Annotated in this window: 20 protein-coding genes and 2 tRNA genes; 12 read left to right on the forward strand and 10 right to left on the reverse strand. The window is 68.9% G+C overall.

Translation table 11 applies throughout. The features are described 5' to 3' along the window. Window positions 1–52 precede the first annotated feature (52 nt). From HND91_RS06535 to HND91_RS06550, 4 genes are all read right to left on the reverse strand, one after another. Window positions 53–1222, reverse strand: coding sequence for a glycosyltransferase family 4 protein (locus tag HND91_RS06535; protein WP_181705750.1), 1170 nt, complete (start codon window positions 1220–1222; stop codon window positions 53–55). A gap of 8 nt (window positions 1223–1230) precedes the next feature. Then, a complete protein-coding gene (locus HND91_RS06540; RefSeq protein ID WP_181705751.1) occupies window positions 1231–2001 on the reverse strand; it encodes a family 16 glycosylhydrolase in 771 nt (256 codons plus the stop codon). A gap of 255 nt (window positions 2002–2256) precedes the next feature. Beyond that, window positions 2257–3645: an O-antigen ligase family protein gene (locus tag HND91_RS06545; RefSeq protein ID WP_181705752.1), complete on the reverse strand. Its 1389-nt coding sequence runs from the start codon at window positions 3643–3645 to the stop codon at window positions 2257–2259. 7 nt (window positions 3646–3652) lie between these two features. Continuing rightward, window positions 3653–4486 (reverse strand): family 16 glycosylhydrolase, encoded by an 834-nt coding sequence (locus tag HND91_RS06550; protein ID WP_181705753.1) that lies wholly within the window; start codon window positions 4484–4486, stop codon window positions 3653–3655. Window positions 4487–4911: 425 nt separating this feature from the next. On the opposite strand from HND91_RS06550, the gene HND91_RS06555 reads away from it, so the two are divergent. The 5 genes from HND91_RS06555 (at window position 4912) to HND91_RS06575 (ending at window position 12665) form a co-directional block, all read left to right on the forward strand. Next, window positions 4912–5907 carry a glycosyltransferase family 2 protein gene (locus HND91_RS06555; protein ID WP_181705754.1) on the forward strand — a complete coding sequence of 332 codons (996 nt, stop codon included), beginning with the start codon at window positions 4912–4914 and terminating at the stop codon, window positions 5905–5907. A gap of 337 nt (window positions 5908–6244) precedes the next feature. Beyond that, on the forward strand, window positions 6245–8605 hold the full coding sequence (locus HND91_RS06560) for an AAA family ATPase (protein ID WP_181705755.1): 2361 nt from the start codon (window positions 6245–6247) through the stop codon (window positions 8603–8605). Between the two features lie 251 nt (window positions 8606–8856). After that, a complete protein-coding gene (locus HND91_RS06565) occupies window positions 8857–10269 on the forward strand; it encodes a lipopolysaccharide biosynthesis protein (protein WP_181705756.1) in 1413 nt (470 codons plus the stop codon). Between the two features lie 39 nt (window positions 10270–10308). Continuing rightward, entirely contained in the window at window positions 10309–11520 is a 1212-nt protein-coding gene (locus tag HND91_RS06570; RefSeq protein WP_181705757.1) for a glycosyltransferase family 4 protein, read from the forward strand. Between the two features lie 14 nt (window positions 11521–11534). Then, a complete protein-coding gene (locus HND91_RS06575; RefSeq protein WP_181705758.1) occupies window positions 11535–12665 on the forward strand; it encodes a glycosyltransferase in 1131 nt (376 codons plus the stop codon). A gap of 83 nt (window positions 12666–12748) precedes the next feature. Here HND91_RS06575 and HND91_RS06580 read toward each other — a convergent pair whose 3' ends face one another. Next, a complete protein-coding gene (locus HND91_RS06580) occupies window positions 12749–13957 on the reverse strand; it encodes a glycosyltransferase family 4 protein (RefSeq protein WP_181705759.1) in 1209 nt (402 codons plus the stop codon). Window positions 13958–14254: 297 nt separating this feature from the next. Here HND91_RS06580 and HND91_RS06585 point away from each other — a divergent pair, with 297 nt between their 5' ends. Next, window positions 14255–15541, forward strand: a complete 1287-nt coding sequence (locus HND91_RS06585) for a VpsF family polysaccharide biosynthesis protein (protein WP_181705760.1) — start codon at window positions 14255–14257, stop codon at window positions 15539–15541. Window positions 15542–15602: 61 nt separating this feature from the next. Here the strand turns inward: HND91_RS06585 and HND91_RS06590 are convergent. After that, window positions 15603–15677 (reverse strand) — tRNA-Gln (locus tag HND91_RS06590). 174 nt (window positions 15678–15851) lie between these two features. Here HND91_RS06590 and HND91_RS06595 point away from each other — a divergent pair. Then, a tRNA-Pro gene (locus HND91_RS06595) sits at window positions 15852–15928 on the forward strand. A gap of 289 nt (window positions 15929–16217) precedes the next feature. Continuing rightward, window positions 16218–16940 carry an AAA family ATPase gene (locus tag HND91_RS06600; protein ID WP_181705761.1) on the forward strand — a complete coding sequence of 241 codons (723 nt, stop codon included), beginning with the start codon at window positions 16218–16220 and terminating at the stop codon, window positions 16938–16940. On the opposite strand, the gene HND91_RS06605 is transcribed toward HND91_RS06600, so the two are convergent. Further along, on the reverse strand, window positions 16844–18256 hold the full coding sequence (locus tag HND91_RS06605) for an alanine/glycine:cation symporter family protein (RefSeq protein WP_181705762.1): 1413 nt from the start codon (window positions 18254–18256) through the stop codon (window positions 16844–16846). The two genes, HND91_RS06600 and HND91_RS06605, sit on opposite strands and share 97 nt — an antisense overlap. Window positions 18257–18437: 181 nt before the next feature. Between HND91_RS06605 and HND91_RS06610 the strand changes: the two genes are divergently transcribed. Continuing rightward, window positions 18438–19379, forward strand: coding sequence for a Gfo/Idh/MocA family protein (locus tag HND91_RS06610; RefSeq protein WP_181705763.1), 942 nt, complete (start codon window positions 18438–18440; stop codon window positions 19377–19379). 46 nt (window positions 19380–19425) lie between these two features. Here HND91_RS06610 and HND91_RS06615 read toward each other — a convergent pair whose 3' ends face one another. From HND91_RS06615 to HND91_RS06625, 3 genes are read right to left on the reverse strand one after another with little or no spacing between them, the layout of a single operon-like run. Then, on the reverse strand, window positions 19426–20073 hold the full coding sequence (locus HND91_RS06615; RefSeq protein WP_181705764.1) for a DUF3306 domain-containing protein: 648 nt from the start codon (window positions 20071–20073) through the stop codon (window positions 19426–19428). Beyond that, a complete protein-coding gene (locus HND91_RS06620; protein WP_181705765.1) occupies window positions 20070–20579 on the reverse strand; it encodes a DUF3305 domain-containing protein in 510 nt (169 codons plus the stop codon). Before HND91_RS06620 ends, HND91_RS06615 begins: the two co-directional genes overlap by 4 nt. Before the next feature lie 16 nt (window positions 20580–20595). Beyond that, window positions 20596–21111, reverse strand: coding sequence for a hypothetical protein (locus HND91_RS06625; RefSeq protein ID WP_181705766.1), 516 nt, complete (start codon window positions 21109–21111; stop codon window positions 20596–20598). Between the two features lie 149 nt (window positions 21112–21260). On the opposite strand from HND91_RS06625, the gene HND91_RS06630 reads away from it, so the two are divergent. From HND91_RS06630 to HND91_RS06640, 3 genes are read left to right on the forward strand one after another with little or no spacing between them, the layout of a single operon-like run. Beyond that, window positions 21261–21857 carry a TorD/DmsD family molecular chaperone gene (locus HND91_RS06630; RefSeq protein ID WP_181705767.1) on the forward strand — a complete coding sequence of 199 codons (597 nt, stop codon included), beginning with the start codon at window positions 21261–21263 and terminating at the stop codon, window positions 21855–21857. A 58-nt stretch (window positions 21858–21915) separates the two neighbouring features. Then, on the forward strand, window positions 21916–22131 hold the full coding sequence (locus HND91_RS06635) for a twin-arginine translocation signal domain-containing protein (protein ID WP_181705768.1): 216 nt from the start codon (window positions 21916–21918) through the stop codon (window positions 22129–22131). Window positions 22132–22142: 11 nt separating this feature from the next. Then, window positions 22143–25055, forward strand: a complete 2913-nt coding sequence (locus tag HND91_RS06640) for a formate dehydrogenase subunit alpha (protein ID WP_181705769.1) — start codon at window positions 22143–22145, stop codon at window positions 25053–25055. Window positions 25056–25058: the final 3 nt, after the last annotated feature.

Genomic DNA, 25058 nt, shown 5'->3' on the forward strand with positions numbered 1-25058 from the left:
CCCGCTCCGGGCGGGCCGTCTCCAGTCGCGATCCGGGACTTCGCCTCCGAACTCAGGCGTCGGGCACCACCTCGTCGTAGAGCGCGTCCCAGAAGCGATCGCCGGTCTCGGCCGAAAAGAGGCGCTCGGCCGTGCCCCGGGCGCCGGCGCGAAGGGCCGGATAGGCGGACGGATCGGCGGCCACGCCCTCCAGATAGGCGATCACCTGGTCGGCGAGATCGGCGACGGCGAGCCGGTGGAGAGCCAGGAACTCGGGCGTCCCCCGGTCGGCGGTCTTGATGTGGAGCCATTCGCCCTGGGGCGTCAGCGGAATGCTGAGGCTCTTGCCGTTGACCCCGGTCTCGATGAACTCGCGCAGCGCCCCTTGCGCGGTGGCGATCACCGGCGTGCCGTAGGCCATGGACTCGATCGCCGTGTAGCCGAACGTATCGCTGAACGTGGGCAGCAGGCTGAAGTGCGCCGCGCGGGTAAGCTCCAGCACCTTGTCGTTCGGCAGCACGCCGTGAAACACCACGTTGGGCAGCGACAGGAGCGGCCGGTATTCCTCGAAGAAGGCCGGGTCGGTGGGATCGACCCACGACGACGGCCCCACCTCCAGGCGGGAGACCACGTGCATCTCCACGGCGAGCCCGCGCTCCCTGGCCATCCGGGCGGCGACGAGCGCCACGCAGCCGCCCTTGCGGGCGAAGTGGTTGCCGACGAAGAGAAGCTTCAGCGGTTCGCCCGGCGCGGGCGGATCCAGGGGCGCCACCTCGGGCATGACCATGGTGGGATAGTGCATGGTCAGCTTGGCCCGCAGGGCGGCCAGATGCGGGCTGTCGCGGTGCTGGTCGAGGAAGGTGTTCTCCGCGAATTTCGAGATGGCCACGATGCGCCGGCACCGGGGGCCGGCGAGCACCTCGGTGAGCTTGCGGAAGTAGACCGAATGCTCCAGCCCGAAGGCCCGGGGCAGATGGGACTCGAACCCGATCACGAAGGGCGTGGTGCCGATCGGGATCCGGTTGAACGCATGGATCAGGTCGAACCGGGGTCCGAGGCTCGGCAGGAAGGCCGTCACGCCCTCGATCTTCGGCGAGATGTAGTTGAGCGGGAGGAAGTTCCGGTTGACGATCGCGTGCCGGGAGGCCCGTGGCGAGTTGAACCGCCAGGGGTAGCGGGTGGGGGCGAGGACGTTCAGTCGCGACCGCCTCACCTCGTCCAGTGACTTCGCGGCCGATGACATGGCGCGCCTCACTTCTGCTTCAGCTCGCACACGATGGAATCCGGGAACTGGCAGAAGTCCCCGGCGGCGGTGAAGGCCACCCAGTCGACGCTCATCTCGTAGGGGCCCTCGTAGGCGAAGCGTCCCATCCAGTCGATCAACGTGTCCGTCGCCCAGACGCTGAAATAGATTTTCTGCGGCAGGGACGGCAGCGGAGGCGACTTCTCCTCGCGGACGAGCGTGTGGCCGATGTACCAGGCGATGCGGTCCGGCTCCCACACGAAGGCGTAGCGCTCGTAGCCGGTGTGGGCTCCGGGCGCCGGGTCGATCGACTCGTGCTTGCCGACCCCGTCCACATAGTAGTTGAGCTGGACCGTCTCCGGCAGGCGGCCGAGGAACTCGAAGTCGATCTCGTGGTGCGGCTGCTTCTGCGGCGCGCCGATGTGGCTGAAGAAGTTGCTGTTGATGCCGCTCCCGACCGGGATGCGCATCCGCGCCTCGTAGGTGCCGTAGCCGAACGCCTCGTTGGACTGGATTTCGCCGCAGCTGAACTTGCGGTCGTTCCGCGCCCGGTCGGTCAGGGTGATGTTCAGGAAGCCGCCCTGCAGCTTCACATGGTCCCGCGACCAGACGCAGTTCTGATGGTCGCCGTTGGTCCAGCCGTCGGAAATGAACCAGCGGGTCTGCGACAGCGAATTGAAATGATCCACAAAGGACTCGGCGGACCAGGCAGGGCCCGTCAGAACCGACAACACGGCGGCCGACCCGAGGACGGCGCGTTTCAGTATCGCGTTGATCATCGATGCTCGCTTCTCGTCAATCAAACAAAGACGGCCCGTGAAGATCGGCCTTGAAATCGGCCAGGGCTGAAGGCCCCCAGAAAACGGGAACCGGCACGACGTCGTATTTACACTTAGACTATCACCTAAGTTTGACGCCCGCCAAGCGGACGGCCGCATCTGGGCGGGCTTCAGAGGCGGTTTCAAGCGGTCCCGCCTCAGACACGGGAAGAGAAACGGACGGAGACCGGCCCTGTTCCCGTCCGGCGGCAAAAGTTAACGAGGACGGTCGCGCGCCGGCCGTCGGGGTGAAGCGGCGTCCGGTCGGCGCGGCGCCCGCCCGGCGGCCGGCGCGGGTTCGACCGGAAACGGAATGGTGCCGGGCGGCGGCGATGGCGCCGGCCTCGGCGGCACGGGCCGGGGACGGCGGATCATCATGGGCATGTGGACCGACGCCTTCACGGAGTTCAGCTGGTGGGCCGTCTGCACCGCGATCAGGTACATGATGAAGGTGCCGATGCCGAACTGGCCGTAGAAGTCGATCTCGGCGGTCGTGCGCGTCAGGAAGAAGACGGTGAAGATCATATAGACCAGCACCCGCCGCGCCACGAAGGAGGCGAACAACGCGAGGCTCAGCCGGAACAGGATGCCGACGATCATCAGCGTGTAGGCGATCAAGCCCACGACCCCGAGTTCCACCTGGACCTGGATGAACGCGTTGTGGAAGTGGAAGCCCGACTTCTCGGCGATGCCGAAGGCGGCCCAGATGCGTTCGGCGCCCGGGTTTCCCTCCACCCAGAAGCTCTGGTACCCGCCGCCGAGCACCGGAAACTTCTGCGATTCCTCATAGCCGACGTCCCAGATGTCGGTCCGGCCGGTGAGGGTCGGGTCCTTGCCGACGGCCTGGAACACGTCGGCGGTGGACACGAAGGAGGTGAGAAGGACGAGCCCCAGACCCGCGCCGACCAGCGTCCACGGCACCACGATCGTGCGCATGCCCGGGGACAGGCGGCCGAGCATGAAGATGCAGAGGGTGACGAAGATGGCGGCCCCCATCGTGATGAGCGCCGTCACCGAATGGGCGAGGTAGAGGATGTAGCCGCAGACCGCCCCGGCGCCGAGGATGGCGAGGCGCATCAGCCGGCCGTGCTCGTAGGCGAGGAGCAGGGCCACCATGGAGAGAACACCGAGGGCGGCCACAAGGCCGAGCTGGTTCTTCGACCCGAACAGGCCGGCGAGCGGCGCGTCCGGGTCGGTCATGTCGGCGGTCCCGACCGCATAGGAGTGGAGGGCCGTGATCGTGCAGCCGATCAGCAGCCCCCGCACCAGACTGTAGGGCGACACCACGAAGGCCGCGATCGCCGCGCAGGCGATCGTCGTGATGAGCTGGATGCTGCCGCGGAGCGTGAGATCCGGATAGACCGACCAGAAGGTCGAGATCAGCGCGATCAGCGACAGCCCGTAGATGAAGACGTCCGAGACCTGGAAGCGGAAGAGGCTCGGCCTGAGGAGCAGGGGCAGGAACCACAGACCGTACACGGCCAGGAGCAGCACGGATCCGAACACGGTCGCATAGGAGTAGATGTAGACCGTCGCGGCGACCGCCAGGATGGCGTAGGGCGCGTTGTGATCCGGGTGCGAGATCGAGGCCGTGTAGATCTGCATCGCTCATCTATCCCTGTCGCCGCGGTCCCGCCCAGGATCCCACGCCCATCCTCAGGTGTTCGAGGTCGGACTCGTCGAGCCCGTCCCCCTCCTCCTGGAACGTCACCCAGTCCGCGCTGAAGATCGGCCGCTTCTGCGGAAACTCGAACGGGCCGAGCCAGTCGATCATGGACTCGGCGCCGGACCATGTGGTCATGAACAGGATGCCGGGAAGCTGCGGAACGGCGGCTCCGGCCGGCGTCTCGTGCACGACCTTGCCGTCCACATACCAGACGATATTGTCTTTCGTCCATGTGAAGCCGTAGGTGTGGAACTCCTCCGCGGCGTCGAATCCAAGGTCGATCACCGTCTCGTGACCGCCCTGCCCGCCCACGTAGTAGTTGAGCTGAAGCTTGGTCGTGTCCCGGCCCAGGAAGGCGATCTCGATCCCGTCGTGGTGCGGGGCGCCGTGGGTGGTGCCGATGTAGGTGTAGAGCGCGCTGAGGACGCCGCTTCCACGGGCCGCCTTCAGCCGGGCCTCATAGGTGCCGAACCCGAGCCGGCCGGCCGACTGGACCTCCGCGCAGGTATAGGGCGTGCCGTTCCGCGGGCGCTTGCGGATGGTCAGCTCCAGGGCTCCGACCATGGTGGCGGCCTCGGCCCGCGACCAGGTGCAGGACTGGTGTTCGCCGTTGCGCCAGCCTTCCGACCGCACCCACTTCGCGTCGGACAGGAACTCGAACGACTCGACGAAGGAACCGGACTTCTCCTGCGCGGGCTCGGCGGCGGATTGAGCCGCGGCCGGGCTCGCCGGCAGGGCGAAGGCGACGATCAAGGCGGCGATTGCGGTCGACAGTTTCATGGCAGCACCTCGCGACCAGTCCCGTCGCAGACAGCGGCGGCGATCTGGGGACTTTCTCGGTCGAAGCGGCGGCCGGGCTGCGCGTTCCACTCGAACTTGCGAAGATCGTTAACGAGATCCCGGGGCCTCTTCCTTGTACCGAGGCCCGAACACTCCCATTTCGTTTAGAAATATGCAAATGTATGCTATGTTTTTGGTTTACGGTGACGGCAAACGTCGAACGACGTCTATCCACACCTCGCGCGGGCGTTAAGGTTTATGAGCGATGCCCCGTTGCGATTCAGGAACGATGAGCCGATCCGGTTATTGTCGGTCTTGAGAGGTCCGTCCGCTCCCGACACCGCGGCGTCCTTTTTTTCGACGCGTTGGATGGACATATCTAGATCAGACGTTTTGAGCTTCAGAACGCCACGGGACTGCCACGCATGGAAGAGCCAGAAGGGTCGCGCACGGTTGCCGTCCTCATCGCCGCCTACAACAGCGCGGCGACGGTCGGTCGCGCGGTTCGCTCCGCGCTCGCCCAGCCGGAAGCCCTGAATGTGCTGGTGGTGGACGACGCCTCGTCCGACGACACGGCCGACGCGGCGCGCGCGATGGACGACGGTTCCGGCCGGCTGGTCGTGATCCGGCAGGCCCGGAACGGCGGCCCCTCGGCGGCGCGCAACCGCGCGCTCCGGCACGTGACGGCCGACTGGATCACCGTGCTGGACGCGGACGACTACATGCTGGACGGCCGGCTCGGCCGTCTCCTCGACCACGCGGCGGGCGCCGACCTCATCGCCGACGACATGTACCAGGTCGCCAGCCCGGACGCGCCCGTGGGCGCCACGCTCCTCGACGGCACCCTGCCGCTGCCGACCGACGTGAGCCTTTCCGATTTCATCCTCTCCAACGTGACCCGCAAGCGCGTGGTCCGGAAGGAGCTCGGCTTCATCAAGCCGCTGATCCGCGCGTCGCGGTTCACCGGCGCAGGCCTGCGCTATGACGAATCCCTGAGGCTCGGCGAGGACTTCGACCTGTACTGCCGGCTCATGGCGGCCGGGGCGCGGCTGCGCCTCGTCCCCGCCTGCGGCTACGTGGCGGTGACTCGTCCGGATAGCCTGAGCGCCCGCCATTCGATCCACGACCTCGAACAGTTCCGCCGGGCGAACCGGTCGATCCGCTCGATCCCGGGGCTTCCCCCCGATGTGGTGGCGGCTCTCGACGCCCACTACACGAGCGTCGACTGTCGGTTGCAGTGGCGGAATATGATCGAGGCCGTGAAGTCGCGCGACCTGCGGGCCGCGGCGCGGACGTTCACGTCCGTGCCGGTCGGGCTCCATCTCGCGGGACAGCTTCTCAACGAGGCCGCGTTCCGGTCGTCCGCCCGCTTCCGCCGGCCTCCGGTCCGGACGGGAACGGCGGCGGGCGGCGGGCGTTGACTTGTGTTGTCGGACGAGCGGCCCATCGCGGCCGCGCCGGTCGGCGGACGACCGGCAGTCGAGAAGAATGGGGCAACCGCTTGAAATGAACTGGAATGTCGGCGCGTCTGGCCAAGCTCTGCGGACCGCTTTCACTGGATCAGGTGAAATTAACGCCATCGGCAGAGAGCCCGAATGGCATTGGACCGGGCGTTGAAACCAAACACAGTGACATATTATAATGGATCTGAATAAACGGTTTACCGATTGCCTTCCCCGACGGGCGGGACTGATTTTTTTGATGGAAGGATGAGTTGCTTTGGATATCTCACCCGTCCCCATTTCCAGGAAAATGACCGTGCAGGCTGATCGAGGCCCGGCTTCCGCCTATGGCGGACAATCCTACGGCGGGCAGCCTTACGGCGGCCGTGGCTATGGCGCCGACATGGGGCGCCCCGGCGGTTCCTACGACGACCAGCCCTTCCTGCAGGACCCCTACGGCGGCCGTGCGCCGGGGCATGCCATCGACCTCGACAAGCTGCTCGCAGCCGGACGGCGCCAGCTGGTCGTGATCGGGCTCTGCGTGGCGCTCTGCGTGGCCGCCGGCATCGGCTTCCTGGCCGTCGCCGAGAAGCAGTACACCTCCTCGGCCCAGGTCCTGATCGACGCCAAGCTCCTGGAGGTGGTGAACCAGTCCGCCGGGACCGAGTCGGCCGCGAGCGACGAGGCGGGCCTCCTCAGCCTCATCGAGACGGCGCAGTCGCGCCAGGTGATCGACAAGGTCACCTCGACCCTGGCGACGGACGAGAACTACGCCAAGATTTCCGACATGTCGCCCCTGAAGCCGACCCTCGCGGCGCTCCGCGAGAACCGGCTGACCGAGGACGGCATGGACCCGGCCGAGGTGTCCGGCGGCATCCTCAGCGGCGGCTTCATGGCCCACCGGCTCGGCCGGTCGGCGGCGATCGAGTTCACCTTCACGGCCAACAACCCGGCGGATTCCGCGCTGATCTCCAACACGATCGCCGAGGTGTTCATCGCCTCGCAGCTGGACACCCGCTACGAGGCGCGCCAGCGCGCCGGCGACTGGCTGAAGGGTCGCCTCGAGGAACTGCGCGACGAGGCCCAGACCGCCCAGGCGGCCGTGGAGGAATTCCGCGCGGCCAACAACCTGGCGCAGACCGACGGCAAGCTCCTGAGCGACCAGCAGCTCGCCATGCTCAGCGACCAGTACATCCAGGCCCAGAACGACACGGCCACCGCCCAGGCGCGCTACAACCAGATCAAGGCCATCATCGACAGCAAGAACACGGTCGCCGTGGTGGAGGACGCCCTCGGCAGCGGCGTGATCAGCGACCTGCGCAAGCAGTATCTGGAAGCCGCCAAGCGGGCGACGGACCTGGAGGCGCGGCTCGGGCCCCGTCACCAGCAGGTGCGCCGGCTCGAGGACGAGAAGCGCGAGTTCGAGCGCCTGATCTTCGCCGAACTCGGCCGCATTGCGGAATCCTACGCCAGCGACTACGAGGTCGCGAGCAAGCGCCAGGCCTCCCTGGAGGAGCGCTTCCGCACCATGCTCGGCAACAACGTGGACATCAGCGCGACGCTGGTCGGCCTGCGGGAGCTGGAGCAGAAGGCCGAGGTCTACCAGAGCCTCTACCAGGACTTCCTGAAGCGCTACGAGGAAGCCGCCCGCGACCAGACCTTCCCGGTCTCGGAAATCCGGGTGATGTCCGAGGCGCGCGCGCCGCTCGGGCCGAGCTTCCCGAAACCGTCGCTGGTCATGGCCCTTTCCACCATTCTCGGGCTCGGCATCGGCGTCGGCCTCGGCGCGCTGCGGGAATACCGGGACCGCACCATCCGGTCGGGCGACCACGTGCGCCAGTACCTCGGCCTCGACTTCCTCGGTGAAGTGCCGCTGGTCTCCATGCGCCCGTCCGACACGGTGGAGCCGGACCCGTCCAACCGGGACCTTCTGGAAGGCGAGCCGGTGGTCCAGGTCACCCAGCCGATCCTGAAGTTCGCCGCCACCCACCCGATGTCGGCCTTCGCGGAGGCGCTTCGCGCCGTCCGCCACGTGGCCAACCGCCAGCGCTACGGCCGCACCGGCGCCCGCATCATCGGCTTCGGCTCGCTGGTTCCGGGCGAAGGCAAGACCACCATGGCGCTGAACTTCGCCACCCTGGTGGCGTCCACCGGGCAGCGGGTTCTGCTGATCGACACGGACTTCCGCAACCCGGCGACCTCGCGGGCGGTGGCGCCGCACTGCGACCTCGGGCTCGCGGAAGCCATCCTATCGAACCTCGACTACCGCGAGGTGATCTACAAGGACCCGGCGACCGGCCTCAGCGTGCTGCCGATCAACATCCGCAATCCGCAGGTGCACTCGAGCGAGCTCCTGAGCATGCCGTTCCTGGAGAACAGCCTGGAGCGCCTGGCCGAGGAGTACGACTACATCGTCCTCGACCTGCCGCCGATCGGCCCGATCGTCGACGTGCGCATCGTCATGCCCATGCTCGACATCATGGTGCTGGTGGTGGAGTGGGGCAAGCTGCCGATCGCCGTGATCCAGTCGGCCGTGCAGTCCGAGCCGGAGATCTTCGACCGCTGCGCGGGCGTGATCCTCAACAAGGTGGACAGCAAGAAGAACCGCCTCTACGCCGCCGACAGCACCAGAACCTATCTCTCGGCGCAGTACCAGAAGTACTACAAGACCAACTGAAGCGCGGCCGAACCGGGCTATCCCGGTCCGGTCAGACGAGATCAACGGCCCCCGCTCCTCCGGCGCGGGGGTCGTGTCGTTTCCGGCGAGCCCCGAAGCCCGGTGAGGGCGGCCCGACAGGGTGGCTCGTCGTCGGGTCCGAATGAAAAATTCCGAGCATGAGAAGGATGACCCGTCGCCCGGCCTGTTGCGGTTTCAATACATCATAGTAATGTCATGCCGATCGCTCAGTTATATATCGGCTAATCTATATGCTTTTCCGGCGAACGCTCCTCTACCTGCCGGCGCAAATCCTGGCGCCGACGCTTCAGTTCGTCCTCGTCCTTGCTTGGGCTCATCTTCTTCCAAGCGCGCTGGTCGGCACGATCGCCCTCGCCACGGCGATCCAGGAGATCGCGTTCGCCTTTTTTTATACTTGGTGGTCCCAATATCTTCTCCGCCACCTCGCCGGCTTCCGGCTCGCGGGCGGCATGGCCCGGTTCCTCCAGGCCGAGGCGGCGGCCATCCTCGGCTCCAGCGCCGCGATGCTCGCTTGCGCCACCCCGGTGGCGGCGCTCTACTTCGCCGACCACATCGACCGGACGACCCTGGCGCTGATGGCGGCTTTCCTGCTGACGCGGTCCCTGGCGACCTATCTGGCGGAGCGCGCCCGGGCGGACTCCCAGATCGGGCTCTACACCATCGTCCAAGTCGGCATCCCCGCCGGCGCGCTCGCCCTGACGGTCCCGGCGGTCGACCACTGGGGTCCGACGGCGGGCGCCGCCTTCGGGCCGCTGATCGCCTGCCAGGGAGCGGCGATCATCGCGTGCCTCCTGCGCATGGACATGCTCCGCGCCGGCCTCAGGGTTCACCTCGACATCGGATGGCAGGCGGCGCGGTTCGGCGGACCGGTCATGGCCGGGGCCCTCCTGTCGGCCCTCACGCTCAACGCGCCCCGCTTCATCGTCGATGGGCTCTATGGGCTCGAAGTGGCAGGCGCCTTCGCGGTGCCCTACGGGATGGGGCTCCGGATCGCCTCGGTGGCCGTCATGCTGGTGACCGCCGGCGCCTATCCGCTGGCCGTCTCCATCTACGAGCGTGACGGGGCGGACGCGGCCTATCGTCAGCTCGCGTCCAATTTCCGCATGGTGCTGCTGGTCGTGCTGCCGGTCGGCATCGGGGCCATCAGCGTCAGCCCGGCCCTGATTGAGGTGCTGATCCCGCCCGGGATGCGCGACACCGCCCACCTCGCACTACCGCTGGCGGTGGCGTTCGGCACGCTCCGGTACCTGCGCTCGCATACCGTCGATCAGGTCTTCCTTCTGAACCGGCGCACCCGCGCGGTGACGGCCGTGACGCTCCTGGAGCTGGCGCTCGGGTCCGTCCTCGGTCTCGCAGGCGCCGCCGACCTCGGCGCTCCGGGTGCCGTCCTCGGGCCCGTCGCGGCGTCCGCCGCGGCCCTGATCGTCAGTTGGGTCCTGGCGAGTAGGATAAGGGCCTTCACTTCCTCGGCGAAGGACGCGGCTGCCATCCTGGCGGCCGCCGCTCCCATACCGCTCATCGTCTTGGCGAACCCGGCGACCGGCGGCCTCGGCTCGCTCGTGTTGGCGACGGCCGTGGGCGCGATCACCTACGGGGCGGGCATCCTGGTCCTCTCCCGGATGAACGTGCTGTGTTTTCGCTGACCGTGTTCCGTCCGGGAAGCTCCGGCCTTGGAGGCGCGCTTGAAGGTCCTGATCTTTTCGAGTGAATTCCCGCCCTTCCAGGGTGGGATCGGCACCTATGCCCACGAGATGGCGACGGCGGCGGCCGATCTCGGCCTGGACGTCACGGTCGTCGCCCCGGACTACGGCCGCGCGCCTGACATCCGCGCCGTCGATGGCGAACCGGAAGAGCCCCGCCCCTACCGGCTGATCCGGTTCGAAGGCGGGCAGCACGCGGGCCGCGATCTCGTCGCCAAGATCCGGCTCGTCCGCCGCATCGCCTCCGAGGTGAGCGCGCCGACCATCGTCCACGCGGCCGACTGGCCGTTCTTCATTCCGCTCGCCCTGTCGCCCTTCCGCGGCCGGAGCCGGTGCCTGGTGACGGTCCACGGCACCGAGGTGCGGTTCATGCAGCATCCCAAGCGGGCGATACCGCTCCGGCTTCTCCGGTTCTGGAACGGCTGGGCCGAGTATGTCGCCAATTCCGAGTATACCGCCGATGCGCTTCGCCAGGCCTTCTCGCCGCCGCCGGACAAGGTTCACCCGATCGGTCTCGGTGTCGGCGACGCGTGGCTCGCCCACCCGGTCGACCGGCCGGCTGCCCGGCGGCGGCATCATGTTGCGGCGGACCGGTTCGTGATCGTCACGCTCGGCCGGCTCGTTCCCCGGAAAGGTCACCTCGTCCTCGCCGAGGCTCTCGGCAGGCTTCCCGCCGCGTCGGCGCGCGCCATCGTCTGGCGCATCGTCGGTCCGCCCATCGACCGCGCCTATGTGGACGAACTCCAGAGACGCGTCGCCGGCCTCGAGGCGGATGTCCGCATTCTCGGCCCCCTTCCCCGGCCGGATGTCATGGATCTTGTCGCGGCGGCCGATCTCTTCTGTCTGCCCGCCTACCGGAGCGCCGACGGCGCGGTGGAGGGCTTCGGCCTCGCCTTTCTGGAAGCCGCGGCCCTGGGCGTTCCCGCCCTGGCCACCACCTCGGGCGGCATTCCGGACGCCGTCGTCTCTGGCGTAACGGGCCTGCTGGTGCCGCCGGAAGACCCCGCGGCGCTCGCGGAGGCTCTGCAACGCTTGCAGGCCGACCCGGCGCTCCGGCACGCCCTCGGCAAGAACGCTCGGGAGCATGCGGCGTCGCGCTCCTGGCGCTCCGTCGCGGCGCTGACGTATCTGCCCGGATCCGACGTCGAGGCAGGTCACGATCTCGCACGCGAGCCGGCCGAAACCCACAGCTGACGGAGCGACCAGACATGAGCCCCGTGTTCTTCTTGATCAACTCGTTGGCGGGCGGCGGGGCGGAACGGGTGCTCACCACGCTTCTGCGCCACTCGGGAGATTGGTGCAGAAGGGTCGAGGTCCACCTCGTCCTCATCGACGACGAACCGGATGCCTACCCGGTTCCGGACGGCCTCGTCGTCCATCGGCTGGCGGCGGGTCCGTCGCTCCTTTCGTCCCAACGCGCGTTCGCGCGCCTCGCCCGCAGGCACCGCCCGGCCGCCGTCCTCAGCTTCCTGACCCGGGCGAACCTGGTCAACGTCATGACATCCGAACTGCTGGGCTATCGCTGCGTCATCAGCGAACGGACGTTCACGAGCCGTCATCTGGGACAGGGATTCTCGAACCGGATCGCAAGAGGGCTGGTCCGTCTCCTCTATCCGCGCGCCGACGCGGTCATCGCGGTCGCCGACGGCGTCCGGACGGATCTTGTCGAAACTTTCAGGGTCGATCCGGCCAAGGTCACGACCATTCCGAACCCGGTGGACATGGCGGCGCTTCGGCGGCTGTCCGAGGAACCGCCCGGCGACCTGCCTCCAGGTCCTTATCTGGTCGGCATGGGACGGCTCCAACCGACCAAGAATTTCGCCTGCCTGATCCGGGCATTCGCGGCCTCCCGCTTCCGCGGACGTCTCGTGATCGTCGGAACCGGGCCCGACGACGAGGCCCTGAAAGCGCTGTCAGCGGATCTCGGGTTGCGGGACAGGGTGGTCTTCACGGGCTTCCTGAACAATCCCTTTCCGCTGCTCGCCCGGTCGGCGGGATACGTCCTCTGCTCCAACACGGAGGGGTTTCCCAACGCGCTTGTCGAGGCGATGGCGCTCGGGGTGCCCGTTCTGTCGACGGACTGTCCGTCCGGCCCGTCGGAAATCCTCAACGATCAGCCGCACTCCACCGTGACGGACCTGACGGAGGGCAAGTACGGCCTGCTCGTCCCCGTCGGCGATCCGGACCGCATGGCGCGAGGCCTGGACCTTCTCACCACTCCCGTCAGGGAGGCGGAGTTCCGGGCGAAAGTCGTTGCCGGCGCGTCCCGCTACAGCATGGAGCCGACGGTTGAGCGCTACTGGAGCGTGATCGCGGCCGGCCTGCCCCCGACGCACTGATCAGCGCGGCCTTATCCTTAACCGATCGCGCGCGCCGGGAAGCGCTCGGTCGCGAACGCCCCCGACCATCGGGCGCCATACGGTCAATGCTCCTCGGCAGCGACTCCGACGCCGAGGTTCGGCCGCCGTCCGGCCCTCCTCCGCCGATTGGCCGCGGCGAGGTAGACGTCGTGGGTCGCCCGGGCGACCGCCTCGACGTCGAACGGCGCCAGATGCGCGGTCCAGTCCACACCGCCGCCGCCATCCGGATGGGTGTCGACGAACTTCTGCAGCGCCGTCGACAGGCGTTCCGTGTCACCGACAGGCAGGTAGCAGTTGTCGGGCAGCGACAGCGCCTTGAGGTTGGGTATGTCGCTGACGATCACCGGGAGGCCCATGCCCATCGCCTCGAGAAGCGCGATCGGCAGGCCTTCGTGCGACGACGGGAGGACGAACAGGCCGGCTTGCGCCAGATGGTCCGCCACCGCCCGCTTGTCGATGGCCCCGGTCATCACCACCTCCGGCCGCTTCGACGCTGCCGCCGATACGGAACGGGCGTAGTCGCTCTGGTGGTCGGCGCCGCCGACGAGGACCAGGCGCCACCCCGGCGCGTCGATCCGGCTGAAGGCCTCGATGAGGTCGAGCTGCCGCTTCTCCGGCACGATCCGGCCGACGCTGATGATCAGCCTACGCGACGCGGCCGCGCGCGGCGAGCTTGCGGCCGCCGATTCGCGGCCGAGACGGACGGCCGCGTTGGGAATGTAGCACAGGCCCGTGTCGTAGCGCCGCTCCAGACGCTGCCGAACAACCGGGTTGACGACGATGCACGTATGGGCGAACCGCACCGCGCATTGTTCGCCGAGGCGAAGCACGGCCCTCGCCAGCCAGCCCCATTTCTCGCGCAGATAGTCCTCCCCGTGATGGGTGACCACCACGGTCAGCCCCAGCAGCCTGGCGAGTGGGGCCATGAGCCCCGGGCCGATCCCGTGAATGTGCAGGACATCCGGCCGCCTGACGCCGGCATAGAGGACACCGAGAAGAGTGTGGACGAGAGCCTCGAACGGAGCGGACGTGGGGCTCCAGATCGGGCGGCGACGGACGCCGATGGGAAGAGCGGCTTCCTCGGCTGGAGGTCGCTGGACGTAGGGCTGCCGCTCCACCACCTCCAGGGACAATGTGCTCCCGTTGAGGGCGGCAAGTTCACGAGCAATCGTCTCAACGTGCGCTTCCACGCCGCCCTGAGGTCCGCAGATGCCACGAAACCCGAGCAGCAAAACGCGCACGTCGACCCTCCCGCCCGCGCGCGATCGCAATCAGCAACACACGGCGTCATTTACCCCTACAGCCACACTTTCCACAGTCGTTAAACCGTTGCAAATACATTCATTTCTTTGATTTAATCTCAGAGGTCTATGCTAAATACATAGCAACTTATAGTCACTGGTCAGCGCGCTTCTTATGTTTACGCTTATTTATTTGAAAAATACCCGTCCCGCTGGAATACTGTTACGGCCGTGGTGGATGTCCGGACCGGGCGGCAGGGCGGCTCGAACGCCTCGACGCCGTTCGGCGCCGTCGGGCGGAGCGGACACCGTGAACCGGGATGACGAATGCAGTTGCTGTTGCTCGCCAGCGTCGTCCTCCTTTTCGGTGGCTCGGCCAATGCGCTGACGCTGTTCGGCATCGGCTACTTCTCGCCGACGTCCGGACTGCTGGAGAAAATCCACCCGACGTTCTATCTCGCCGTCGTGGCGGCCGGCGCCGCGCTTCTGAACCGCTCGCCGGCGGATATCACGCCGGGCCCGATGCCCCTCGCGGCGGGGCGACAGCTGGCCGTGGTGGCTGGAGCGCTCGGCCTTTCGCTCGTCGCTGGCTTCGAAGCGGGCGGCGGCGAACTCTCCATTCTCGTCGTCACCTTCGCGCTGCCGGCCGTGCTGGCGATCGCCCTCCGAAGTGCCGCGCCGGACACGACGGAGGCCATGGACCGCTTTCTCCAGCTCTTCTTCGCCGCCAACTCGCTTCTCGCCCTGTTCGAGGCGGCCACCGGCCAAAGGCTGCTGCCGTTCGTGGCCGGCACGCATCTGATCGATTTCGACAACCGGCCCACGGCCCTTCTCGGCCACCCCCTCAACAACGGCCTGATGACCGGCGTCTTCATCCTGGCGATCATGATGCGGGACCGTCGGGCGCGGCCATCGGTCCTACCCGTCCTGATGCTCGTTCTCCATGCGGCGGCCATGCTGTCGTTTGGCGCCCGAGCGGCGGTCGGGGGCCTCCTCGCCTTGCTCGCTCTCCGCCTCCTGGTCGCGACCGGCACGGCGCTCGTGAAAGGCCAGGGCCGCCGGGATTTCCTGCGGTTCGGCGCGTTCGCGATCGCGCTGCTCGTGGCCTCGCCCGTTCTCCTGCACCTCGGCGTCGCCGACGTCCTGATCGAGCGCATCAGCGACGCGGGCGGCAGCAACGAGACGCGCTACGCCGCGTTCCAGATGATCGCGTCCGTCAGCCTGTCCGAGCTGATGCTCGGCACGTCCTTCTTCGTCCGGGAAGACATGATGCTCTTCTTCGATTCGCCCTACGGGATCGAGTTGTCCTGGATCGGGCTGGCGCTGACGTTCGGCGTCCCGGCGGCCTTCGCGCTGATCGTCAGCACGCACGCCCTGCTGCTGTCGGCCGGTCGTTCATCCGCGACCTCGTCCGCCTTCATCGTGCTCTACTTCGCGCTCGTCACGTTCACCAGCGTCTCGATCTCGTCGAAGAGCCTGCTGACCAGCCAGTGCCTGGTCGTGCTCGCGGTCCTGATGGAGAAGCAAGCGGCCCCCGTCGCCCGCCGTCCGGCGCAACGCGGGGACGCGCTCCCGCGCCGCTGGCCGAGGCCGAGTAGCCGTCTGCCCGTATAGGCCGCTGGACCCTGATGATCGCGCGCCCGCCGATCGCAGTGCGGAATTTCAAGGAAGGCGTTGGCTGGGGCGCCAGGATTCGAACCTGGGAATGGCGGAATCAAAATCCGCTGCCTTACCACTTGGCGACGCCCCACCGACGGAGCGCGCCGGCTCCGCGACGAGCGGTATAGCGGGGGAGCGGACGGCTCGCAACTGCCGGTGCGGCCGGACGCGGCGGACCCCGCGGCCGTCCGCGACCGGAGAACATTTCGCCGCCGCGCCCCTTGCGGCCTTCGAAATGCGTCGCTATAAGCTCGCCCACGGCAGACGGAGTGTAGCGCAGCCTGGTAGCGCACCTCGTTCGGGACGAGGGGGTCGCAGGTTCAAATCCTGCCACTCCGACCACCTTACGACTTGGGACGAAAGGGTTTTCCCGAAACCCTCCCAGCCTTCTCCCCAATCGGTTCGGTTTGCTGTGGACGCCTCTCGCGGGTCGTCGCCGCGCGACGCGTGGCGATGGGCGCCTTCGGGCCTTCGCCGCCGCTCCCGCCCGCTGTCGCGCCCGGCGGTCCGCCATCATCGGTCCCGTCGCGCGCGCCCGCTATGGCGTGAGCGCCTCGATTTCGCTTCAGCCCGCTCTCGATCCCTGCTTGTCTTCGTCGACCACCACGGCGACCGCATGAGGGAGGGGCGCATGATCATCAATGTCCGGGGCATCAGCGGGTCGGGCAAGACGGTCGTCGTGCGGCGCCTCCTTGCTGCCTACGGTCCGGCGGCCGAGGTGCTGCGGAGCGCCGACGGGCGGCGGCTTCTCGGGGTCCACCCGCGCCGGGACCCGGGGCCGCCGCTCGCGGTGATCGGCTGCTACGACCGTCCAAGCGGCGGCTGCGACGCCATTCGGCAGACGGACGGCGGGCTCGCCCTGGCGTTCGATCTGGCGCTGCGGGAATCGGCGCGGGGCCACGACGTGATCCTGGAGGGCAACCGCCTCGCCGTGGACGTGGAGCTCACGCGGCGGCTGGCGCTGCGCGCGCCCCTCGTCGTGCTTCTGCTCGACACGCCGGTGGAGGTGTGCGTCCGCTCGCTGATGGCCCGCCGGCGGCTGTCGCGGTCGGCGGCGCCGGCCCTCGAGGCGCGGCTGCGGCTGGAAGCGGACCGGCTCGCGGAGGCGAGCCGGCGGCTGGAGCCCGCCGTCGACGTTCTCGCCACATCCCGCGACGAGGCCGTCGCCCGCGCGCTCGATCTCCTCGGCGGCAACATCCGGCCGCCGGCCCTTGCGGCCCGGACCGGAGATCCGGCGCCCCTCCCCTGCGCGCCGCCTCAGTCCTTGCGCCAGACCCCCGTGCCGATGCGCGCCGGCAGGTGGGCGTTCTCCCGCGAGTTGAACACCGGCTCGCCGGGCAGCGAGCCCTCGTAGTCCTTGAGCGCCGCGAAGGCCCACTTGCCGAGAAGCAGGATGGCGACGAGGTTGACCGTCGCCATCAAGCCCATGGACACGTCGGCCATGGCCCAGACCGTCGGCAGGGTGCCGAGCGAGCCGCCGACCACCGCGAGAAGCGCGATCAGGCGGAAGGCCATGAAGGCCGGTCCGGGCGCCCGCAGGTAGGTGAGGTTGCCGTCGGCGTAGGCGTAGTTGCCGAGAATGGACGAGAAGGCGAACAGGAAGATGACCACGGTCATCAGGACCGTGCCCGCCACGCCGAGACTTTCGGCGACGGCCGCCTGGGTCAGCGACGCGCCGGCGACCTGGGTGGCCGTGGCCGGGTCGTAGAGGCCGGAGACCAGCACGATGAAGGCGGTCGCCGAGCAGATCACGATCGTGTCGACGAAGACGCCGAGCGCCTGGATGAAGCCCTGGGACGCCGGATGGCCGACGGTCGCGGTCGCCGCCGCGTTGGGGGCGCTGCCCATGCCGGCCTCGTTGGAGAACAGGCCCCGCTTGACCCCGTTGAGGACCGCGGCCCCGATGCCGCCGACCGTGCCGGCCACCGCCTCGTCGAGGCCGAAGGCGGACCGCACGATGAGCGAGACCACCTCCGGCACCCGGTCCACGTGCAGCGCCACGATGACGAGCGCAAGGCCGATGTACAGGATGGCCATCACCGGCAGCAGCCATTCCGCCACCCTGGCGATCGTCCGCATGCCGCCGAACACCACGGGCGCGGCGAGCAGGACCAGAACGGCGGCCGTCGCCCAGGTCGGCACGGCGTGGGCCGACTGCAGGGTGTCCGCGATGGTGTTCGCCTGCACGGCGTTGAAGGCGAGACCGAAGGTCACGATCAGCAGCACCGCGAAGATGCTGCCCCAGAGGCGCGAGCCGAGGCCGCGCTCGATGTAGTAGGCGGGGCCGCCCCGGTAGGTGCCGTCGCCCTGGCGCAGCTTGAACATCTGCGCGAGCGTCGCCTCCACGAACGCGGTCGCCATGCCGACCAGCGCCACCACCCACATCCAGAACACCGCGCCCGGTCCGCCGAGCGTGATCGCCACCGCCACGCCGGCGATATTGCCGGTGCCGACCCGGGAGGCGAGACCGATGCAGAAGGCCTGGAAGGCCGAGATGCCACCCTCCGCATGGGACCGGGACCGGCGCAGCGCCGACAGCGAATGGCCGAACATCCTGAACTGGACGAACCGCGTGCGCACGGTGAACCAGACGCCGACCCCGATCAGCAGGTAGATCAGGAGGTGGTTCCAGATCAGCCCGTTGATCTGGTCGAGGGCGGCGTCGAGCATGAAGGATCTCCCGCGAGGTTTCGCGGTGAGGAACAAGGCTCCGGTCCAGCTTGTTCCCGGCGGCAAGTATTCGCGGCCCCTTCGCGGGCGGAAATCCGTCCGTGGCAGGGCCGCTCGGTCTCGCCAAGATGCCGTCGGGCCGATACAAGCGGCCGTTGGGAGCATCGGGGAGGATCAACCCATGTCGAAGCACAAGCTGGCCATCGTGGGGGTCGGCAAGATCGCGATCGATCAGCACATTCCGTCGATCGAGGAGACCGGACTGTTCAGGCTCGCGGCCCTCGTCAGCCAACGGGGCGTGGAGCACGACGGCCTGCCGAGCTTCCGCACGCAGGCGGACATGCTGTCGGCCATGCCGGACGTCACCGCGGTCGCCATCTGCACGCCGCCGGACGTGCGGCACGGGCTCGTCCGCGAAGCGCTGCGGGCCGGCAGGCACGTGCTGATGGAGAAGCCTCCGACCGCCAGCCTCATGGAACTGGAGGACCTTCGCGCCGAGGCCGAGCGCGCCGGCCGCACCCTGTTCGCAACTTGGCACTCCCAGTTCAACGCCGCCGTGGACGCCGCTCGCGAGCGGCTCGCGGGCGCGCGGATCCGGTCGGTCCGCGTGGACTGGAAGGAGGACGTTCGCAAGTGGCACCCGGGCCAGGAGTGGATCTGGCAGGCGGGCGGGTTCGGGGTGTTCGACCCCGGCATCAACGCCGTCTCGATCCTCACCCGCGTGCTGCCCTTCCCGCCCTTCGTGGCGTCGGCCGACCTCACCTTTCCGGCGAACCGCGACACCCCCATCGCGGCGTCTGTCGTGTTCCGGCGGCCGCCGGACGTGCCCGGAGCGCGCTTCACCGCCGACCTGGACTGGCGCCAGACCGGCGGCGAGATCTGGACCATCACGATCGAGGTGGACGGCGGGCCGACGCTGACGCTGAGCCGCGGCGGCACCTGCCTGGCGGTCGACGGCACCACCGTGGTGGACGAGGCCGACCGGGAGTATCGCCGCATCTACCGCCGCTTCCACGCCCTGGTGGAGGCCGGCGAAAGCGACGTGGACGCCGCGCCGCTGCGGGTGGTGGCGGACGCCTTCCTGGTGGGCCGCCGGCTCGTGACGGACGCGTTCGACTGGTGACCGATCGCGTCCGGCGATCGCCGCCGGGCCTGTACGGACGTCGCTGTCAGGCCCGGACCGGATCGTCCGGCGCGGGCGCGTCGGCCATGGCGGCGCCCGGCTCCACCGGCGTGCCGGTCGCCGCGGCCGGGTCGAGCGTCGCCACGGCGGGCTCCGAGGTCTCGCCGACCGGCCCCGGCGCGACCGGCGCCGCTTCGGGCGGCGCGCCGTCCGGCGTCACCGGACCTGTGGTGGCCGGATCGGCGGCGTCCGGCGCCTTCTCCTCCAGGTGCCGGAACAGGGCCTTCACGAACCGCGTCGGGTCGTCGGTCGGCCGGAGGGCCGCGTAGCCCGGCGCGTTGAAGTCCCAGTCATAGTCCGCGAGCGGCCGGTAGTCGGCGATGGCCGGATCGGTGGTCCAGGCTTTTCTCAGCGCCGCCGCCCGCACGGCCTTTGGGACATCGCGCCGGAGGAAGGCCTTGTAGTCGCTGCCGGCGTCCAGTTCCTCCACGGGCGGAAGATCGTCGGTCGGCCCGCACGGCCGGGACGTGTCGTCAGGATCGCGGCCGGTCTCGACAGCCACAGCCTCCGCCGGCTCAACCGGCGGATCCTCGGCGGGCGCCTCGGTCACGGCGGGCGCCGCGGCCGCGGGTCCGGCGGTCGTCCGGCTCGCCTGCTTGCGCAGGGACCAGCGTGCGAGAAAGCCGTCGCTCATTCGTCGTCCTTGCCGGTCCAGCCGTCCACCGGGCGGCGTCGCGGACCGTCCTTCTCGGACCGGTCCCGCTGGCGCTTGTAGACCGTCCGCTCCACGTGATGGGTCGCCACGAAGCGCGCGATCCAGACGCGGATCGGCTCCGCCATCGGCAGGGCCTCCACCAGGTCGCTGCCGCTGTCGCTGTGGGAATGCGCCTCGGCCGGGTCGACGGTGGCGAGCAGCAGCCGCCAGCCGATCGGCCCGTCGTCGGGCCTCAGCACCACGTAGACGCTCGGCGTCGGCGCTTCCAGATTGTCCTTGAGGGCGGCCGTCTCGGCCGGGTGGACCATCAGGTCGGTGGAGCCGGCCAGATAGCGCGTCACGCCGTCGGCCTCGGCGAGAACGTGCCACGCGGGCGCCTCCACCCGGCCCGGCACCACGGCCACGACGCGCCAGACGTGGTCGATCCAGCGGCTCACCGCGGGCCGCCGTTCGACGATCACGTGGACCGGGAAGCGCTCCAGCATCATGCCCTCGGGCGGATCATTCCACGTAGTTCTCCGGGAACAGGTGGTCCGGGTTGCCTCGCGGGTCCGGCTCCATCTCCTTGGCGGGCTCGCTCGCCAGCGGGTTCGGGCGCGGCTGCGGCCGGCCGTCGATCGCCGGCGGGGCGGCGCGGACCCGGGCCAGCAGCGGATAGAGTTCGCCGCCGGTGTTGGCGCTGGTCTCCGCGCGCGGCGCGCGGGTGCCCTGCGGCGCGGGCTGGTTCGGGGCGTCGGCCTGGACGTCACCGCCGGTGATGCCGGCCCCTTCGGCCGCGCCGGGCTCTCCGGGCGGCGAAGCCGGGGCGCCGCCGGGCGCCACCTCCTGCGGCATCGGCGTCACCTGGGCGGGCGGCGGCGGCATGCCCTCCTGCCCCGGCGGCGGCGCGCCTTCCTGGGCCGGAGGCGGCGGCAGGACGCCCTGCTGGGCCGGCGCGACGGACGCGGCGGTGGCGGCCAGCATCAGGACGGCGGTCGCGATGGCGGCACGGGCGAAGGAGGTCGGGCGACGGCGCATGGAGCCCCCGTGAGTGCAAGGCAGAGTTCGGACAACACGTGAGATGCCGTGTTGTTTCCCTTTTCGAAACAAAAACCGCTGTCGCGCGTTGGGCGTCTGAGGACGGTTGCGGCGGCGCGTCGCGGCCGGAGGGAGTTGGGAGGCGAAGCATGAGCGAGGGGGTCGTGGCGCTGACGGAAGCCGACGCCAACCGGGCGCGCGTCTACATGCTGCTCGCCGCCGTGCTCGCACAGCCGCCCAACAAGGATCTTCTTTCCAGGATCGGACGCCTCAACGGCGGCGACGGGGATCTCGGCGCGGCCATCGGGGCCGTCGGCCGGACCGCCGCGGAGGCCGACGCGGACCAGGTGCGCCGACAGTTCGACCGGCTCTTCATCGGCCTCAGCCGGGGCGAGCTCGTTCCCTATGCGTCCTACTACCGGACCGGCTTCCTGCAGGACCGCCCGCTGATCGCGGTCCGGGCCGACCTGAAGCGCCTCGGCCTTGCCCGGGTCCGGTCGGTTCCCGAGCCGGAGGACCACATCGCCGCCCTCCTGGAGACCATGGCGGTGCTGATCGACGGTCGTTTCGGCACCAGGGCCGACGAGCTGGAACAGCTCCGCTTCTTCGACACCCACCTCGCCCCCTGGGCGCCCCGCTTCTTCACGGATCTCTCGGCGGTCAGCGGATCGCCCTTCTACGCCGCCGTCGGCGCGCTCGGCTCGCTCCTCCTGGAGATCGAGGCCGAAGCGTTCGCGCTGCTCTGACGGGATCGCCCTCAAGGGCCGGACGGCCCTCCCCGCCCTCGAAGTCAAGGACCGAGCCATGAGCCAGGACGAGACGCCCCGCCGGGACACCCCGGACGATCTGAAGGACCCCGGCCGCCGGGCGTTCCTGACCGGCGCCGGCCTCGCCGGCGCCGCTGCGGCGGCCGGCGGCGTGGTGCTGGCCGAAGCCCGCGAGGCGCCGGAGGAGCAGGTGAAGACCCGCTATTCGGAGACGCCGCACGTCAAGCGCTTCTACGACTTGAACCGGATCTGAGGGGAGAGGCCATGCTCACCAAGCGCAAGCCCGCCCGCGCCGCGGCCCCTGTGCCCGTTCCGGCTCCCGCCGCCTCCGGCGAAGTCTCCCGGCGCGCCTTCCTGGAAGGCGTCGGTCTCGCGGGCGCCAGCCTCGCCGCCCTCGGCGCGCTGCCCGGCGCGATGGTCACGGAGGCGAAGGCCGATGCCCTCGTGGCCACCGAGGAGAAGCAGCTGAAAAAGGGCATCTGCACCCACTGCTCGGTCGGCTGCACCGTGGTGGGCGAGATCCAGAACGGGGTCTGGGTGCAGCAGGAGCCGGGCTGGGACAGCCCCATCAGCCAGGGCACCCACTGCGCCAAGGGCGCGTCGGTGCGCGAACTCACCAAGGGCGAGCGGCGGGTGAAGTATCCGCTGAAGCTCGTCGACGGCGAGTGGCAGCGCATCTCCTGGGACCAGGCCATCGAGGAGGTCGGCGACCGGCTGCTCCGGATCCGCAGCGAACTCGGGCCGGACAGCGTGTTCTGGCTCGGCTCGGCCAAGTTCTCCAACGAGACCGCCTATCTCCTCCGCAAGTTCGCGGCCTTCTGGGGCACCAACAACGTCGATCACCAGGCCCGCATCTGTCACTCCACCACCGTCGCCGGCGTCGCCAACACCTGGGGCTACGGCGCGATGACGAACAGCTACAACGACATCCAGAACTCCAAGTGCCTGGTCATCATCGGCGGCAACCCAGCCGAGGCGCATCCCGTCGCCATGCAGCACATGTTGCGCGGCAAGGAGCGCAACCGGGCGCCCTTCATCGTCATCGACCCGCGCTTCACCCGCACCGCCGCCCACGCGACGGAATATGTGCGCATCCGCCCCGGCACCGACATTCCGGTGGTCTGGGGCATCCTGTGGCACATCTTTGAGAACGGCTGGGAGGACAAGCAGTACATCGCCCAGCGCGTCTTCGGCATGGACGAGGTCCGCGCCGAGGTGGCCAAGTGGACGCCGGACGTGGTCGAGGAGGTCTCCGGCGCGCCGGCTGAACAGCTTCGCCTCGTGGCGGAGCAGATGGCCAAGAACCGGCCGTCCACGCTCATCTGGTGCATGGGCGCGACCCAGAAGACCGTCGGCACCGCCAACGTGCGGGCCTTCTCCATCCTGCAGCTCGCGCTCGGCAACATCGGCGTCCAGGGCGGCGGGGCCAACATCTACCGCGGCCACTGCAACGTGCAAGGCGCGACCGACATGGGCCTCGACGTCACGTCCCTGCCGTCCTACTACGGCCTCACCGAAGGCGCCTGGAAGCATTGGAGCCGCGTCTGGGACGTGTCCTACGACGCCATGATGGACCGCTTCGGCCTCGCGGACATGCCGCGCGAGGAGAAGAAGAAGCTCATGGAGCTGAAGGGCATTCCGACCACGCGCTGGTTCGACGGCGTGCTGGCGGAGGACGACGAGCTCGATCAGCCGAACCAGATCCGCGGCATGGTGGTGCTCGGCCATGGCGGCAACACGGTCACCCGCATGCCCGACATGCTGAAGGGCATGGAGAAGCTCGACACGCTGGTGGTCATCGACCCGCACCCGACCACCTTCGCGGCGGTGCGCCAGCGCCGGAACGGCACCTACATCCTGCCGAGCTGCACCCAGTTCGAGACCGATGGCAGCCGCGTCTGCTCCAACCGGTCGATCCAGTGGAGCCAGAAGTTCGTCGAGCCGATCTTCGAGTCGAAGGACGACTACACGATCCTCTACAAGCTCGCCGTGAAGCTCGGCTTCGCGGAGGATCTGTTCAAGCACATCAAGGTGGAAGGCGAGCGCCCGCTGCCCGAGGACATCACCCGCGAGATCAACCGCGGCGCCCTCTCCACCGGCTACACCGGCTCGTCGCCGGAGCGGCTGAAGCTCCACATGGTGTACCAGCACACCTTCGACCGCATCACCATGCAGGCCACCTCCGGCCCGCTGAAGGGCGAATACTACGGCCTGCCGTGGCCCTGCTGGGGCTATCCGGAGTGGCGGCACCCGGGCAGCCCGGTGCTCTACGACACGTCGAAGCACGTGATGGAGGGCGGCGGCACGTTCCGGGCCCGCTTCGGCGTGGAGCGCGACGGCCAGACGCTGCTCGCCGAGGGCAGCTTCTCCCGCGGCTCGGAGATCGAGGACGGCTATCCGGAATTCACCATGGCGGTCCTGAAGAAGCTCGGCTGGGACCGGGACCTGACGCCGGGCGAACTCGCCGTCATCCAGCAGATCGGCGGGCCCGACATCGACAAGGTGTCGTGGGACACCGACCTGTCGCTCGGCATCATGCGCGTCGCCATCAAGCACGGCTGCCTGCCCTACGGCAACGCCAAGGCCCGCGCCGTGGCCTGGAACCTGCCGGACCCGGTGCCGATCCACCGCGAGCCGATCTACACCTCCCGGCCCGATCTGGTGTCCAAGTACCCGGCGATCGAGAACCGGCGCGACTTCCGCCTGCCGCACCTCAACCGCGGCGTCCAGGAGGCCGCCGTCCAGGCGGACGTGCGGACCAAGTTCCCGTTCGTCTACACCTCCGGCCGGCTCGTGGAATACGAGGGCGGCGGCGAGGAGACCCGGTCGAACCGGTGGCTGGCGGAACTGCAGCAGACCATGTTCGTGGAGCTCAACAACCGCGACGCGGACGAACTTGGCGTCGCCGACGGCGACTGGGTCTGGGTGAGCGGACCCGAGGAGGGCCGCGCCAAGGTGAAGGCGCTCGTGACCGAGCGCGTCGGCCGCGGCGTGATCTTCATGCCGTTCCACTTCTCCGGCTTCTGGCAGGGCGAGGACCTGCGGTCCGCCTATCCGGCGGGCACCGACCCGCACGTGCTCGGAGAACCGGCGAACGGCATCACGACCTACGGCTACGACCCGGTGACGTTCATGCAGGAAACCAAGGTCACGCTCTGCCGCGTCGAGCGGGCCTGAGGG

The organism is Chthonobacter rhizosphaerae (genome assembly GCF_013839525.1).
GTDB lineage: Bacteria > Pseudomonadota > Alphaproteobacteria > Rhizobiales > Pleomorphomonadaceae > Chthonobacter > Chthonobacter rhizosphaerae.

Excerpts from the sequence above, each read along its gene's own strand:
- HND91_RS06535 (WP_181705750.1), bottom strand. The coding sequence starts at position 1,222 with ATGTCATCGGCCGCGAAGTCACTGGACGAGGTGAGGCGGTCGCGACTG.
- HND91_RS06540 (WP_181705751.1), bottom strand. The coding sequence starts at position 2,001 with ATGATCAACGCGATACTGAAACGCGCCGTCCTCGGGTCGGCCGCCGTG.
- HND91_RS06545 (WP_181705752.1), bottom strand. The coding sequence starts at position 3,645 with ATGCAGATCTACACGGCCTCGATCTCGCACCCGGATCACAACGCGCCC.
- HND91_RS06550 (WP_181705753.1), bottom strand. The coding sequence starts at position 4,486 with ATGAAACTGTCGACCGCAATCGCCGCCTTGATCGTCGCCTTCGCCCTG.
- HND91_RS06555 (WP_181705754.1), top strand. The coding sequence starts at position 4,912 with ATGGAAGAGCCAGAAGGGTCGCGCACGGTTGCCGTCCTCATCGCCGCC.
- HND91_RS06565 (WP_181705756.1), top strand. The coding sequence starts at position 8,857 with ATGCTTTTCCGGCGAACGCTCCTCTACCTGCCGGCGCAAATCCTGGCG.
- HND91_RS06575 (WP_181705758.1), top strand. The coding sequence starts at position 11,535 with ATGAGCCCCGTGTTCTTCTTGATCAACTCGTTGGCGGGCGGCGGGGCG.
- HND91_RS06585 (WP_181705760.1), top strand. The coding sequence starts at position 14,255 with ATGCAGTTGCTGTTGCTCGCCAGCGTCGTCCTCCTTTTCGGTGGCTCG.
- HND91_RS06600 (WP_181705761.1), top strand. The coding sequence starts at position 16,218 with ATGATCATCAATGTCCGGGGCATCAGCGGGTCGGGCAAGACGGTCGTC.
- HND91_RS06605 (WP_181705762.1), bottom strand. The coding sequence starts at position 18,256 with ATGCTCGACGCCGCCCTCGACCAGATCAACGGGCTGATCTGGAACCAC.
- HND91_RS06610 (WP_181705763.1), top strand. The coding sequence starts at position 18,438 with ATGTCGAAGCACAAGCTGGCCATCGTGGGGGTCGGCAAGATCGCGATC.
- HND91_RS06615 (WP_181705764.1), bottom strand. The coding sequence starts at position 20,073 with ATGAGCGACGGCTTTCTCGCACGCTGGTCCCTGCGCAAGCAGGCGAGC.
- HND91_RS06620 (WP_181705765.1), bottom strand. The coding sequence starts at position 20,579 with ATGCTGGAGCGCTTCCCGGTCCACGTGATCGTCGAACGGCGGCCCGCG.
- HND91_RS06625 (WP_181705766.1), bottom strand. The coding sequence starts at position 21,111 with ATGCGCCGTCGCCCGACCTCCTTCGCCCGTGCCGCCATCGCGACCGCC.
- HND91_RS06630 (WP_181705767.1), top strand. The coding sequence starts at position 21,261 with ATGAGCGAGGGGGTCGTGGCGCTGACGGAAGCCGACGCCAACCGGGCG.
- HND91_RS06635 (WP_181705768.1), top strand. The coding sequence starts at position 21,916 with ATGAGCCAGGACGAGACGCCCCGCCGGGACACCCCGGACGATCTGAAG.
- HND91_RS06640 (WP_181705769.1), top strand. The coding sequence starts at position 22,143 with ATGCTCACCAAGCGCAAGCCCGCCCGCGCCGCGGCCCCTGTGCCCGTT.